The organism is Variovorax sp. RA8, assembly GCF_901827175.1.
Lineage (GTDB): Bacteria > Pseudomonadota > Gammaproteobacteria > Burkholderiales > Burkholderiaceae_C > Variovorax.
This window is the reverse complement of sequence record NZ_LR594662.1, coordinates 3,079,481-3,093,750: the sequence shown is the minus strand read 5'-3', so window position 1 is coordinate 3,093,750 and position 14,270 is coordinate 3,079,481. Positions and strand designations below refer to the sequence as shown.

The window sequence follows — 14,270 nt, the reverse complement described above, 5'->3', positions numbered from 1 at the left end:
CGTGCGCCGGGGCCTTGCGCACGGGCTGCACAATCGGAACCCATGCGACGCCTTCTCCCGACTGTTTTCTCGCTGGCCCTCGTCCTGCTGGGCGCCGCCCTCCCCTCCCTCCCCGCCCTGGCCCAGAAAGTCGTGCGCGGCGAAACGCCCTACGCCACGCGCGCAGACGCGATGCAGTTCGCCGACGACGTGGCCGCGCGGCGCGATCTCGACCGCGCCTGGGTGCGCACCACCATCGGCAACGCGCGCTTCCTGCCCAACGTGCCGCGCCTGATGGTGCCGGCGCCTCGCGGCACGGCGAAGAACTGGCGCGTCTACCGCAGCCGCTTCATCGACCCGGTACGCATCGCCGCCGGCGTGCGCTTCTGGCGTGCCAATGCCGCCACGCTGGCGCGGGCCGAGGCCGAGTACGGCGTTCCGGCGGAAATCATCGTCGGCATCGTCGGGGTCGAGACCATCTACGGCCGCAACATGGGCAACTTCCGCGTGATCGACGCGCTGGCCACCCTGGCCTTCGATTTCCCGCAGGCCCATCCGCGCGCGGCGGAGCGCCAGGCCTTCTTCCGCAGCGAGCTCGAAAGCTTCCTCAGCACCGAGAGCCGCACCGCCGAAGACCCGATGGTGCCGGTGGGCAGCTATGCCGGCGCGATGGGCATGCCCCAGTTCATGCCCAGCAGCATCGCCAAGTACGCGATCGACTTCGATGGCGACGACCGCATCGATCTGGTCAACAACCCGGCCGACGTGATCGGCTCGGTGGCCAGCTACTTCAAGGGCTTCGGCTGGCAGCCCGGCATGCCGTCGATCTACCCGGTGAGCTTCGACCCGGCGCGGCTCAAGAAAGACGTGCTGCTGGCGCCCGACATCCTGCCCACCTTCAGCGCCGACGCCTTCGTCGCCGGCGGCGCGGTGCTCGAGGCCGAGGCGCTGCGACACAAGGGACTGCTGGCGCTCATCGAGTTGCAGAACGGCGACGATGAACCCACCTACGTGGCGGGCACGAAGAACTTCTATGTCATCACGCGCTACAACTGGAGCAGCTACTACGCGATGTCGGTGATCGATCTGGGGCGCGAGGTGCGCGCCGCAATGGAGAACTGATGCAGGCCGATGCGCGGCGCTCCGCATGGGCCGACGCCTGGGACGTGCTCGGCGTGGAAGCGCCCGACGCCGCGCTCCTCGATGCGCTGCTCGCACATTACAGCGAGCCGCATCGCGCATACCACACGCTGCAGCACCTGGACGAATGCCTCGAAAGCCTGGCGCTCGAGCGCAGCCATGCAAGGCGCCCTGCCGAGATCGCGCTGGCGCTCTGGTTCCACGACGCCATCTACGACATCCACCGCCACGACAACGAGGAACGCAGCGCCGACTGGGCGCAGCAGGCACTGCGCGATGCAGGCGTGGAAGCCGACGCGGTGCAGCGCGTGCACGCGCTGGTGCTGGCCACGCGTCACCAGGCGCAGCCCGAGGAAGCCGATGCGCGATTGCTGGTCGACATCGACCTGTCGATCCTCGGCGCGCCGGCGCCGCGCTTCGCCGAGTACGAGCAGCAGATCCGCTTCGAGTACGCGCACGTGCCGCCCGGCGTCTTCGAGCCCCGGCGGCGCCAGATCCTCGGCAGCTTCCTCGCACGCGACCCGCTCTACCTCACGCCGTCGATCCGCGCGCGGCTCGAAGCCCAGGCCCGCGTCAATTTGCAGCGCGCGATCGGCTGATCAGGTGCCGAAGCCTCCGCGCGCCACGATCTGGCCGGCGCGGTCCACTACCACGGCCTCGCCCATCGCTACCGACTCGCCGGTAAAGGCCGTGATGTTCACCTGGTGCGTGACCCACGCCTCGAAGGCACCGGCCGGAATGCGCGCCAGCCCATCCAGCAGCAGCTGCCGGTTCTCGGGCGCGACCCGCGCATTGCCGAATGTCGAGTTGAGCGGCGCCCACGGCTCGTGCGCCCCGAACGCCAGGTCCGCCGTGTCCTTGCACCGGCACCACGCGCTGGAGCGCACGGCAAGCGGCCGCAGGCCGCGGCTGCGGAACCATTCGCCGGCGGCCCGGGCCTGCGCCCGACCGGCATCGCTCAAGTTGCGCTGGGTGCCGCACTGGTCCAGCCTGAAGCCCGCTGGATCGCCGATGCCCCCTGTGGTTTGCGCATGCCGCCACAGCAGTGCACAGCGGCCGGCGCGCAAGCGCTCGGCCATCGCGTCTTCGCCTTGCTGGGCATGGGCGCTGCCGAGCAGGGCCGCGGGCAGGAGGATGAATTCGCGTCGTCCGAGCATGGCGCGAGGCTAGCAAAGCCGCCGACCCCAAAGCAAAAAGGGCTGCTGTGCCCAAGGCACGGCAGCCCCTGCAGGAACGATGGGACGCTCAGCGCGCCTTGCCTTCCTTCCACGCCGTCAGCAGCTTCTCGTAGTCGATGGTCTCGCCCTTCGGCTTCTCGTTGGCCAGCTTCTTCCACGGCGCGTGCTGGTCGCTCAGCCACTTGTTGGGATCGCCCTTGGCATTGAGCTTGGGCGCGCACTTGGCCATGCCGGCGCGCTGCAGGCGGGCCATCACGTTGTCCATCTCGTCGGCCAGGTTGTCCATCGCCTTCTGCGGCGTCTTCTCGCCCGTCACCGCTTCGGCCACGTTCTTCCACCAGAGCTGCGCCAGCTTGGGGTAGTCGGGCACGTTGGTGCCGGTGGGCGACCAGGCCACGCGCGCGGGGCTGCGGTAGAACTCGACCAGGCCGCCCAGCTTCGGCGCCATGTCGGTCATGGCCTTGGACTGGATGTCGGACTCGCGGATCGGCGTCAGGCCCACGATGGTCTTCTTCAGCGAAGTGGTCTTGGCGGTGATGAACTGCGCATAGAGCCAGGCGGCCGCGGTGCGGTTCTCGTCGTGGGCGGCGAAGAAGGTCCACGAGCCCACGTCCTGGTAGCCGTTCTGCATGCCCTGCTTCCAGTACGGGCCGTTCGGGCCGGGTGCCATGCGCCACTTGGGGGTGCCGTCGGCGTTGACGACGGGCAGCCCGGGCTTGGTCATGTCGGCGGTGAAGGCGGTGTACCAGAAGATCTGCTGCGCGATCTGGCCCTGCGCGGGCACCGGGCCGGCCTCGCCGAAGGTCATGCCGGTGGCTTCGCGCGGCGCGTACTTCTTCATCCAGTCGACGTACTTGGTGAGCGCGTAGACCGCCGCCGGCGAATTGGTCGCGCCGCCGCGCGACACGCTGGCGCCCACCGGCGTGCACTTGTCGTCGGCCACGCGAATGCCCCATTCGTCGATCGGCAGCCCGTTGGGCGCCCCGATGTCGGCGGTGCCGGCCATCGAGAGCCAGGCATCGGTGAAGCGCCAGCCCAGCGACGGATCCTTCTTGCCGTAGTCCATGTGGCCGTAGATCGGCTTGCCGTCGATGGTCTTCACGTCGACGCTGAAGAACTCGGCGATGTCCTCGTAGGCGCTCCAGTTGAGCGGCACACCCAGGTCGTAGCCGTACTTGGCCTTGAACTTCTCCTTCAGGTCCGGGCGCGCGAACAGGTCGGCGCGGAACCAGTACAGGTTGGCGAACTGCTGGTCGGGCAGCTGGTAGAGCTTGCCGTCGGGCGCCGTGGTGAACTTGGTGCCGATGAAGTCCTTCAGGTCCAGGCCGGGGTTGGTGTATTCCTTGCCCTTGCCCGCCATGTAGTCGGTCAGGTTCATGACCTTGCCGTAGCGGTAGTGCGTGCCGATCAGGTCGGAGTCGGAGATCCAGCCGTCGTAGATCGACTTGCCCGACTGCATCGAGGTCTGCAGCTTCTCGACCACGTCGCCTTCCTGGATCAGGTCGTGCTTGACCTTGATGCCGGTGATCTCCTCGAAGGCCTTGGCGAGCGTCTTGGACTCGTACTCGTGGGTGGTGATCGTTTCCGATACCACCGAGATCTCACGCACGCCCTTGGCCTGCAACTTCTTCGCGGCGTCGATGAACCATTTCATCTCCGCGGTCTGCTGGTCCTTGCTCAGGGTCGACGGCTGGAATTCGCTGTCGATCCACTTCTTGGCCTCGGCTTCGCCGGCCGAGGCGCTCTGCATGGCGAGCGCCGCCGCTGCCAGTGCCAGTGCTGTGTAGCGAATCTTCATGGATGTCTCCTCTAGGTGCTTCCCGGTGTTGTGCAGATCCCGGCCCCGGGAAAGCGGAGAGCCGGACAGCGTGAAATGAAAGTGTGCTCAGCCCTTGCGCATGACGAGCGCCAGCACCAGCATCGACAGAACGAAGCTGATCCAGATCGACGGCTCGGCCTGCAGCTCGAGCCATTCCTGGAACTTGCCGGCCAGGCCGATGAAGATCAGGTTGATGTAGGCCGCGATCAACAGGCCGATGAAGAGCCGGTCGCCGCGCGTGGTCTCCAGCGGCAGCCAGCCGCGGCGCAAGGTGGTGGGCGACTTGACTTCCCATACCGTCATGCCGACGAGCATCAGCGCGATGCAGCTGAAGAAAACGGCCACCGGGGTGGTCCAGACCATCCATTCGAGCATTCCGAACTCCTTTCCCACCTAGACCCGCCCCATCGCGAACCCCTTCGCGATGTAGTGCCGCACGAACCAGATCACGATCGCGCCCGGCACGATCGTCAGCACGCCCGCGGCCGCCAGCGTCGCCCAGTCCATGCCGGACGCGCTCACCGTGCGCGTCATCGTCGCCACGATGGGCTTGGCGTTCACGCTGGTCAGCGTGCGCGCGAGCAGCAGCTCGACCCAGCTGAACATGAAGCAGAAGAAGGCAGCGACCCCGACACCGGCCTTGATCAGCGGCAGGAAGATGGTGAGGAAAAAGCGCGGGAAGGAGTAGCCGTCGATGTAGGCCGTCTCGTCGATCTCGCGCGGGATGCCGCTCATGAAGCCTTCCAGGATCCACACCGCCAGCGGCACGTTGAAGAGCAGGTGCGCCAGCGCCACGCCCAGGTGCGTGTCCATCAGCCCGACGGTGGTGTAGAGCTGGAAGAACGGCAGCAGGAACACCGCCGGCGGCGTCATGCGGTTGGTCAGCAGCCAGAAGAAGACATGCTTGTCGCCGAGGAACGAATAGCGCGAGAAGGCATAGGCCGCGGGCAGCGCCACCGTGAGCGACACGACGGTGTTGATGCCCACGTAGATCAGGCTGTTGATGTAGCCCGAGTACCAGGACTCGTCGGTGAAGATGCGCGCGTAGTTGGCCCAGGTGAACTGCTGCGGGAAGAAGGAGAAGCTCGAAAGGATCTCCTCGTTAGTCTTGAAGCTCATGTTGACCATCCAGTAGATGGGCAACAGGGCGAACAGGATGTACAGCAGCAGGAAGATGCTGCGCTTGCGGAATCTCCGTTCGTTCATCATTCAAGCCCCCGCGCTCTGCACTTCGTGTCATCGCTGCCCCCCGAGGGGGCTGAGGGCTGCGGCTCCATGCCTGCCTGCGCAGGCATGGACAGCCCGAAGAGCTGCTGCGTCTGGCAGCAGCGCGGCCTGCAAGGCCGAGCTTGCTTGGGGCGGCCCGGCGCGGCGCTCATTGCGGCTCCTCCACCGTCTGCGTGCCGACCCGCTGCATCCAGTTGTAGAGCACGAAGCAGAACAGCAGGATGATCAGGAAGTAGATCAGCGAGAACGCCGCCGCCGGGCCCAGGTCGAACTGCCCCACGGCCTTCTGCGTGAGGTATTGGCTCAGGAAGGTGGTGGCGTTGCCCGGGCCGCCACCGGTGAGCACGAAGGGCTCGGTGTAGATCATGAAGCTGTCCATGAAGCGCAGCAGCACCGCGATCATCAGCACGCCGCGCATCTTGGGCAGCTGGATGTAGCGGAACACGGCGAAGCGGCTGGCGCCGTCGATGCGCGCGGCCTGGTAGTAGGCGTCCGGGATGGAGCGCAGCCCGGCAAAGCACAGCAGCGCCACCAGCGGCGTCCAGTGCCAGACGTCCATCACCAGCACCGTGATCCAGGCATCGGTGGCGCTGCCGGTGTAGTTGTAGTCGATGCCCAGCTTCTGCAGCGTCCAGCCGAGCAGGCCGATGTCGGCGCGGCCGTAGATCTGCCAGATGGTGCCGACCACGTTCCACGGAATCAGCAGAGACAGCGCGACGATCACCAGCACGGCGGATGATTTCCACCCCGTTGCCGGCATCGAGAGCGCCAGGCAGATGCCGAGCGGGATCTCCACCAGCAGCACCGCCAGCGAGAAGCCGAGCTGGCGCCAGAGCGCCGCATGCAGCTCGTCGTCGCGCATCACCGAGGCGAACCATTCGGTGCCCACGAACACGCGGCGCTCGGGCGAGATGATGTCCTGCACCGAATAGTTGACCACCGTCATCAGCGGCACGATGGCCGAGAAGGCCACGCACAGCAGCACCGGCAGCACCAGCCACCAGGCCTTCTGGTTGATCGGCTTCGTTGTTCCGTTCATGTCTGCCCCCACGCTCGGCACTTCGTGTCCTCGCTGCCCCCCAAGGGGACGCGAGCTTGCTTGAAGCGGTTCTGCGCTGCGCTCATGCCACCAGCTCCTCATCGCGGTAGAAGCAGGTGTGCGCGTCCACCACTTTCAGCCAGACCGGCTCACCCGCTGCCGGGGCCTGCGCGTCGGATGGGAGCCGCGCCTTGATCACGCTCTCCCCCGCCCGCGCCGTCAGCATCTGGTGCGTGCCCACGTCCTGCAGTTGCACGACGGTCGCTGCCAGCGCACCGGCCGCGTTCGGCTCGGCCAGGGTGACGTACTCGGGGCGGATGCCCAGCTTGAGCGCGCCCTCGGGCAGCGTGCGTTGCGTCGTGAGCCGCATGCCGGCGACCTCGAGCGACCAGCCGCTGCTCTGCACCGGCAGGAAGTTCATCCCCGGAGAGCCGATGAAATGCCCGACGAAGGTATGGGCCGGCCGCTCGAAGAGCGCGTCGGCGCTGCCCACCTGCACCGCCTTGCCGCGCGTCATGACCATCACCTCCTCGGCGAAGGTCAGCGCCTCGACCTGGTCGTGCGTGACGTAGATCAGCGTGAGCTTGAGCTCGCGGTGGATCTGCTTGAGCTTGCGCCGCAGCTGCCACTTGAGGTTGGGGTCGATCACCGTCAGCGGCTCGTCGAAGAGCACGGCCGACACATCGCTGCGAACCAGCCCGCGGCCCAGCGAGATCTTCTGCTTGGCATCGGCCGCAAGCCCGGCGGCGCGCTGGTTGAGCTGGCCGCTCATGTCCAGCATCTCGGCGATCTCGCCCACGCGCTTCCTGATCTGCTCGGCCGGCAGCTTGCGGTTGCGCAGGGGAAAGGCCAGGTTCTCGGCGACGGTCATGGTGTCGTAGATCACGGGGAACTGGAACACTTGCGCGATGTTGCGTTCCTGCGGCGACGCATGCGTGACATCGCGCCCGTCGAAGCTGACCGTGCCGCGCGACGGCACCAGCAGCCCCGAGATGATGTTGAGCATGGTGGTCTTGCCGCAGCCCGATGGGCCGAGCAAGGCGTAGGCGCCGCCGTCGCGAAAGCTCATCGTGAGCGGCAGCAGCGCATAGTCGCTGTCCTGCGTGGGGTTGGGCCGGTAGGCATGGGCCAGGTCGAGGTCGATGCGTGCCACGGTCAGGCTCCTTGTCTGCGCCAGGCAGGCGCGACGGCCAGCCGTTCAGCGGCGTCGAACACATAGGCTTGCGTCGCCGGAAAGTAGAGCGTGATGGCCGCCCCGAGCTCGAAGCGGTGCACGCCCGTCAGCTGGGCCACCAGGTCACCCACCAGGGTCTTGACGTGCACGAAGGTGTCGGAGCCCGAGATTTCGGCCAGCTCCACCTTGCCCGGGATGGCGATATCGCCCTCGCCGGCGCGCACGTCCAGCGCGCTGGCGCGCAGGCCGATGGTGACGGCACCATCGACGCCAGGCGACAACTTCACCGGCACCAGCGGGCCGCCCGCCAGCTGCACGCCGCCGGTCGCCACGCGCCCGGCCAGCAGGTTCATCGGCGGGTCGCTGAAGGCACGCGCCACGCGCAGCGACTGCGGCGCGTGGAAGACCTCGGCGGTGGGGCCGTACTGCAGCAGCTGGCCGGCATCCATGACCGCCGTGTAGCCACCGAGCAGCAAGGCCTCGCCGGGCTCCGTGGTGGCGTAGATCACGGTCGAGTCGCCGGTGGCGAAGAGCTGCGTGAGCTCCTCGCGCAGGCCTTCGCGCAGCTTGTAGTCGAGGTTGACCAGCGGCTCGTCGAGCAGCACCAGCGGCGCGTTCTTGGCCAGCGCGCGCGCCAGCGCCACGCGCTGCTGCTGGCCGCCGGAGAGCTCGGCCGGGTAGCGGTCGAGGAACATGCCGATGCTCAGCTTGTCCGCCAGCTCGCGCACGCGCGCCTCGATGTTCTTCTCGCCGCGCAGCTTCAGCGGCGATCCGATGTTCTCGGCCACGCGCAGCGAGGGGTAGTTGATGAACTGCTGGTACACCATCGCCACGTTGCGCTCGCGCACCGGCACGCCGGTCACGTTCTTGCCGTCGACCAGGACCAGGCCCGAGGTGGGCGTGTCGAGCCCGGCCATCAGCCGCATCAGGCTGGTCTTGCCGGCTTGCGTGGCGCCGAGCAGCACCGTCACCGCGCCGTGCCTCGGCGCGATGCTCTGCTCGTAGAGCCAGGTCTGCGCACCCACCTTCTTGGTGACGCGCTCGAGTGTCAGCTGCATGCAACTCCTTCCTGCTGCCTGGGGGTGCGGGCCTGCTGCTGAATCCAGGCACCGACACGTTCGCGTTCTTCCGGCGTGTAGTGCAGGCCCAGCTTGGAGCGCCGCCACAGCACGTCCTCGCCGCTGCATGCCCACTCCTCGTCCTGCAGGTAGCGCAGCTCGCGCTCGTGCAGGCCGGGGGCGACGGCCTGGCCCATGTCGCTCATCGATTGCGCGTCCCCGATCACCGTGGCAATGCGGGCGCCGTAGGCGCGCGAGAGCCGGCGCGCCAGCGCACCGTCAAGCCAGGGATGCTTCGCGCGGACCGCCGCCACGAAGCGCTCGAAGTCCTGGTCGGGCCGGGTGGCGCCGCCGATCCAGCCTGACAGGTCGCCGCCCGCCAGGAATGCGCCCTCGGTCCAGGCCGCGCGCGATTCGCCGAGCATGCGGCCCACCTCGTCGGCCGCGTCCTCGGAGAGCTTGCGAAAGGTCGTGATCTTGCCGCCCCAGACCGACAGCAGCGGCGCGGCGGCGGTGTTCGATTCGAGCATGTAGTCGCGCGTCACCGCTGACGGATCGCCCGAGGCGTCGTCGAGCAGCGGGCGCACGCCCGAGTAGGTCCAGGCCACGTCCGCCGGCACGACCGGCTTCTCCAGGTAGCGGCTGGCCTGGGTGCAGAGGTATTCGATCTCGTCCGCGCCGATGCGCGCCGCGCCGGGGTCGTCGCCACTGAGTTCGATGTCGGTCGTGCCGATCAGCGTAAAGGCGTCCTGGTAGGGGATCGCGAAGATGATCCGCTTGTCGGGGTTCTGGAAGATGTAGGCGTGGTCGTGGGTGAACAGGCGGGGCACCACGATGTGGCTGCCCTTGACCAGGCGCAGGTGGCGGGTGGCCAGCGCCTCGCCCTGCGCGGGCCGCGCAACCCCGCGCAAAAAGGACTCGGCCCAGGGCCCCGCCGCGTTCACCACCGCGCGGGCGCGCACCGTACGCCGCCCGGCCGGGCCCTCGAGCACCGCGGTCCAGCCATCGGCATCGCGCTGCGCGCTCAGGCAGCGCGTGCGCGTCAGCACCTCGGCCCCCTTGGCGCGCGCATCGAGCGCATTGAGCACCACCAGCCGCGCATCGTCGACCCAGCCATCCGAGTACACGAAGCCGCGCTTGAACTGCGGCTTGAGCGGCGCACCGGCCGCGTGCGCGCGCAGGTCGACCGAGCGGGAGCCGGGCAGCACCTCGCGCCGCGCCAGGTGGTCGTACAGGAACAGACCGAGCCTCACCATCCAGGCCGGCCGCATCGAGGGATCGTGCGGCATCACGAAGCGAAGCGGCCACATGATGTGGGGAGCGCTGCGCAGCAGCACCTCGCGCTCCTGCAGCGCCTTGCGCACCAGCGAGAACTCGTAGTACTCGAGGTAGCGCAGCCCGCCGTGGATCAGCTTGGTGGACGAGGAAGAGGTGTGCGCCGCAAGGTCGTCCTTCTCGCACAGCAGCACGCGCCAGCCACGGCCGGCCAGGTCGCGTGCGATGCCGCAGCCGTTGATGCCGCCGCCGACGATCAGCACGTCGCAGGCGGCCACGGCGGCCGACGAGGATGAGGGACTTGCGCTCACAGTCTGGGATTGGATGGTTCGAACTTCGCTTGCGGCGGTTTCGGTTTTTTTCATTTTGGTTCCTTATTGCGCGATTTTCCTACTCGTTAACCCTTGCGTCCATTCGTTTTCTTTCGTTCTAAAGTAGCGCGCCCTGCGCTCTGTTCCATTCGCGTGAATTCGAATCCCAGACAACTCAAGCTCCTGAACACCGTGCGCACGCGCGGCTCGGTCACGGTCGAACAGCTGGCCGACATGCTCGGCGTGACCCTCCAGACGGTGCGGCGCGACGTGCAGCGCCTGGCCGACGAGGGACTGCTCAGCCGCTTTCACGGCGGCGTGCGGGTGCCGAGCTCGACCACCGAGAACATCGGCTACCAGCAGCGCGAGAACCTGCATGCGGAAGGCAAGGCGCGCATCGCGCGCGCCGTGGCGGCGCGGGTGCCGAACGACTGCTCGCTGATCCTCAACATCGGCACCACCACCGAGGCCATCGCCAAGGCGCTGCTGCAGCACACGGGGTTGCGCGTGATCACCAACAACCTCAATGTGGCGACGATCCTGAGCGACAACCCGAACTGCGAGGTGATCGTGGCCGGCGGCTCGGTGCGGCTGCGCGATCGCGCGATCGTGGGCGAGGCGACGGTCGACTTCATCCGCCAGTTCAAGGTCGACATCGCGCTGATCGGCGTCTCCAGCATCGAGGCCGACGGCACGCTGCGCGACTTCGACCTGCGCGAGGTGAAGGTGGCGCAGACCATCATTGCGCAGGCGCGCGAGGTCTGGCTCGCGGCCGATGCGAGCAAGTTCAACCGGCCTGCCATGATCGAGCTGGCCAAGCTGTCGCAGATCGACTGCCTGTTCACCGACGCGGAGCCGCCGCCGCCCTTCCCCGAGCTGCTGGCGCAGGCGCAGGTCCGCTGCGAGATCGCGCGCGAACATTGATCAAGGACATGCCATGACCTACCTGCTCGCCCTCGACCAGGGCACCTCCAGTTCCCGCAGCATCGTCTTCGACCGGGAGGGGCGCATCGTCGCCCTCGCCCAGAAGGAACTCACGCAGTTCTACCCGCAGCCCGGCTGGGTCGAGCACGACCCGATGGAGATCTGGCGCAGCCAGCTCGCCACCGCGCACGAGGTGCTCGCCAAGGCGAAGCTGGAGGCGAGCGACATCCATGCGATAGGCATCACCAACCAGCGCGAGACCACCGTGCTGTGGAACCGCAAGACCGGCCAGCCGGTGCATCACGCCATCGTCTGGCAGGACCGGCGCGCCGAGCCGCTGTGCGCCAGGCTGCGCGAGGACGGCATGACCGGCACGATCCAGGAGAAGACCGGCCTGGTGATCGACGCCTACTTCTCCGGCACCAAGCTGCGCTGGCTGCTCGACAACGTGCCCGGCGCGCGCGCCGCCGCCGAGCGCGGCGATCTGGCCTTCGGCACCGTCGACAGCTGGCTCATCTGGCAGCTGACCGGCGGCAAGCAGCATGTGAGCGACGTCACCAATGCCTCGCGCACCATGCTCTTCAACGTGCACACGCACCAGTGGGATACCGACCTGCTGAAGGCGCTGGACATCCCTGCCTCGCTGATGCCCGAGGTCAAGCCCTCGAGCACGCATTTCGCCGACACCGACGCCGGCCTGTTCGACCGCCCGCTGCCCATCGGCGGCGTGGCCGGCGACCAGCAGAGCGCGCTCTTCGGCCAGGCCTGCTTCGAGGCCGGCATGGCCAAGAACACCTACGGCACCGGCTGCTTCCTGCTGATGCACACGGGCGGTGACTTCCAGCCTTCGCACAACGGCCTGCTGGTGACCAGCGCCGCGCAGACGGCGGGCATGCCCCCGCAGTACGCGATGGAGGGCAGCGTCTTCGTCGGCGGCGCGGTGGTTCAGTGGCTGCGCGATGGCTTGAAAGCCATCCAGGGCAGCGCGCAAGTGCAGGCGCTGGCCGAGAGCGTGCCCGATGCGGGCGGCGTGATGATGGTGCCGGCCTTCACCGGACTAGGCGCGCCTTACTGGAACGCCGATGCGCGCGGCACCATCACTGGGTTGACGCGCGGGACCACCGTGGCGCACATCGCACGCGCGGCGCTGGAGAGCATTGCATATCAGAGTGCGGCTTTGCTGCAGGCGATGAGCCGCGACGCCGTGGCAGCGGGAGGCACGCCGGTGGCGGAACTGCGGGTGGACGGCGGCGCGGCCGTCAACGACCTGTTGATGCAGTTCCAGGCCGACCTGCTGGGCATTCCGGTGGTGCGGCCGGAGGTCATCGAGACCACGGCGCTGGGCGCCGCGTACCTGGCAGGGCTGTCGACCGGTGTGTATCGCGACACGGGAGAGCTGTCGAAGCAATGGCGGGTGGAGCGTCGCTTCTTGCCGACGCTGAGCCGCGAGAAGGCTCAGGAGAAGATGTCGCACTGGGAGCTGGCGGTGCGGAGGGCGACGCTGGTTTGAACGAACGCCCAGCGTCGCGAGGAACGCCAGCGCCGCGGCCGATTAACCCCAACTGGCGGCTAGAACCGGCGCCAGCCTGGCCTGATCATCCAATGCCGTCGCCGTCACCAGGCCGGGCGCCGGCACCGAGAAGGTGGCCATCGCCTGCACCAGGAGGCTTACGCTTCTTTCCATCTCCGCGGCGGCACGCATCTGCTCGCTGTTCCACACCGTGCCGTCGGCGAAGCGCAGATGCTCCACCTGCGAGCCGTCTGCCGACCAGCCGGGAGACACCATCTGCAGGTCCAGCGTGATGGTGTAGCCGGTGAGTGCATCGACGATGTGGTCGGGGTTTCCGTTGAGGCCTTGGACGATGCGCACGTCGCCCGGGTTGAGGTCCAGCAGTTCCACCGTGTCGTCGCCGCCTGCTTCCGACACCGTGTCGTTGCCGTCGCCCGAGCGGTAGCGGTAGGTGTCGTTGCCCGCGCCACCGATCAGCGCGTCCGCTCCCTGGCCGCCGGTCAACGTATCGTCACCGAGCCCGCCGCTGAGTGAGTTAGCCGTGTTGCTGCCCGTCAGGATGTCGTTGTAGTTGCTGCCGAAGAGGTACTCGACGTTCCGCAGCGTGTCGGTGCCGGAGCCGCCCGTGGCTTGTGCACCGGTGGCCGCCAGGCTGACATTCACGGCGGAACCGGCATAGACGTACGAAACCCAGTCGTTGCCGGCCAGGCCATCGAGCATGTTGTTGCCCGCCCCTGCGTACAGCACGTTGCCCAGCGCGTTGCCGGTGCCGTCGATGGCCGCTGTCGAATCGAGCATCAGGTTCTCGACGTTGGCGGCCAGCGTGTGGGTGATGCTGGTACGAACCGTGTCGGTGCCTTCGCCGGCCAGCTCGGTCACCACGTCGGCGGTGTTGTCGACGAAGTACATGTCGTTGCCCACGCCGCCTGTCATGGTGTCGGCACCGCCGCTGCCGTTGAGCGTGTCGTTGCCTGAACCGCCGCTCAAGGTGTTGTTCGCCGTGTTGCCGGTCAGCAGGTTGTCCAGCGCGTTGCCGGTGGCGTCGATGGCGGCCGTGCCGGTCAAGGAGAGGTTTTCCACGTCGGCCGACAGCGTGGAGCTGACGGTGCTTAGCACGAGGTCCGTGCCTTCGTTGGCCAGCTCGGTCACCACATCGGCGCTGTTGTCGACGTAGTAGATGTCGTTGCCCGCACCGCCCCTCAGGGTGTCTTTGCCGATCCCGCCGTTGAGCATGTTGGCAATGGGGCTGCCGATCAGGACATCGTCGTAGTTGCTGCCGTAGAGACTCTCGATGTTCCACAGCGTGTCGAAGCCGGAACCCATCGTGTCTTGCGCTCCAGTGGCCGCCAGGCTGACGTTCACGGCGGAGTTGGCATGGATGTACGAAGCGTAGTCACTGCCGCCCCGGCCGTCGAGCGCGTTGTCGCCGGCTCCGGCGTACAGGACGTTGTCCAGTGCGTTGCCGGTGCCGTCGATGGCAGTGGTCGTGTTGCGGAATGCCCTCGACGCCATCTGCAGATCGGCGTGCTCCAGGTCGTCGGCGACGTTTGGGGTAGTTGTCATTTTGGTTCCCTGCTTTCTTCTGTGTGCAGCGCCGCTCAAGAACACAGCGCTCACTGCATCAAGTCGGGGACGT

General features: G+C 67.5%; 13 protein-coding genes. 4 read left to right on the top strand and 9 right to left on the bottom strand.

From position 1 onward, the window contains the following. Positions 1-42: 42 nt before the first annotated feature. Positions 43-1,101 (top strand): lytic murein transglycosylase B, encoded by a 1,059-nt coding sequence (gene mltB / locus E5P3_RS14540; RefSeq protein ID WP_162586633.1) that lies wholly within the window; start codon positions 43-45, stop codon positions 1,099-1,101. Beyond that, a complete protein-coding gene (locus tag E5P3_RS14535; RefSeq protein WP_162586632.1) occupies positions 1,101-1,718 on the top strand; it encodes an HD domain-containing protein in 618 nt (205 codons plus the stop codon). The genes mltB and E5P3_RS14535 overlap by 1 nt, the downstream gene beginning before the upstream one ends. Here the strand turns inward: E5P3_RS14535 and E5P3_RS14530 are convergent, their stop codons facing one another. The 8 genes from E5P3_RS14530 to glpD form a co-directional block, all read right to left on the bottom strand. Then, a complete protein-coding gene (locus E5P3_RS14530; protein ID WP_162586631.1) occupies positions 1,719-2,276 on the bottom strand; it encodes a histidine phosphatase family protein in 558 nt (185 codons plus the stop codon). Positions 2,277-2,364: 88 nt separating this feature from the next. Further along, on the bottom strand, positions 2,365-4,095 hold the full coding sequence (locus E5P3_RS14525) for an ABC transporter substrate-binding protein (RefSeq protein ID WP_162586630.1): 1,731 nt from the start codon (positions 4,093-4,095) through the stop codon (positions 2,365-2,367). Positions 4,096-4,182: 87 nt separating this feature from the next. Further along, entirely contained in the window at positions 4,183-4,491 is a 309-nt protein-coding gene (locus E5P3_RS14520; RefSeq protein ID WP_162586629.1) for a DUF2160 domain-containing protein, read from the bottom strand. A gap of 18 nt (positions 4,492-4,509) precedes the next feature. Further along, positions 4,510-5,322, bottom strand: coding sequence for a carbohydrate ABC transporter permease (locus tag E5P3_RS14515; protein WP_068684468.1), 813 nt, complete (start codon positions 5,320-5,322; stop codon positions 4,510-4,512). Between the two features lie 169 nt (positions 5,323-5,491). Next, the gene (locus E5P3_RS14510; protein ID WP_162586628.1) at positions 5,492-6,382 is read right to left on the bottom strand and encodes a carbohydrate ABC transporter permease; all 891 of its coding nucleotides are present in this window, start codon (positions 6,380-6,382) and stop codon (positions 5,492-5,494) included. A gap of 82 nt (positions 6,383-6,464) precedes the next feature. Continuing rightward, positions 6,465-7,535 (bottom strand): ABC transporter ATP-binding protein, encoded by a 1,071-nt coding sequence (locus E5P3_RS14505; RefSeq protein ID WP_162586627.1) that lies wholly within the window; start codon positions 7,533-7,535, stop codon positions 6,465-6,467. Between the two features lie 2 nt (positions 7,536-7,537). After that, a complete protein-coding gene (locus E5P3_RS14500; protein WP_162586626.1) occupies positions 7,538-8,614 on the bottom strand; it encodes an ABC transporter ATP-binding protein in 1,077 nt (358 codons plus the stop codon). After that, positions 8,605-10,254, bottom strand: a complete 1,650-nt coding sequence (glpD, locus tag E5P3_RS14495) for a glycerol-3-phosphate dehydrogenase (protein ID WP_162586625.1) — start codon at positions 10,252-10,254, stop codon at positions 8,605-8,607. The genes E5P3_RS14500 and glpD overlap by 10 nt, the downstream gene beginning before the upstream one ends. A gap of 99 nt (positions 10,255-10,353) precedes the next feature. Between glpD and E5P3_RS14490 the strand changes: the two genes are divergently transcribed. Both E5P3_RS14490 and glpK read left to right on the top strand, forming a co-directional pair. Continuing rightward, positions 10,354-11,124, top strand: a complete 771-nt coding sequence (locus E5P3_RS14490) for a DeoR/GlpR family DNA-binding transcription regulator (RefSeq protein ID WP_162586624.1) — start codon at positions 10,354-10,356, stop codon at positions 11,122-11,124. A gap of 13 nt (positions 11,125-11,137) precedes the next feature. Beyond that, entirely contained in the window at positions 11,138-12,634 is a 1,497-nt protein-coding gene (glpK, locus tag E5P3_RS14485) for a glycerol kinase GlpK (RefSeq protein ID WP_162586623.1), read from the top strand. A 42-nt stretch (positions 12,635-12,676) separates the two neighbouring features. On the opposite strand, the gene E5P3_RS14480 is transcribed toward glpK, so the two are convergent. After that, entirely contained in the window at positions 12,677-14,197 is a 1,521-nt protein-coding gene (locus E5P3_RS14480) for a calcium-binding protein (protein ID WP_162586622.1), read from the bottom strand. Between the last annotated feature and the right edge of the window lie 73 nt (positions 14,198-14,270).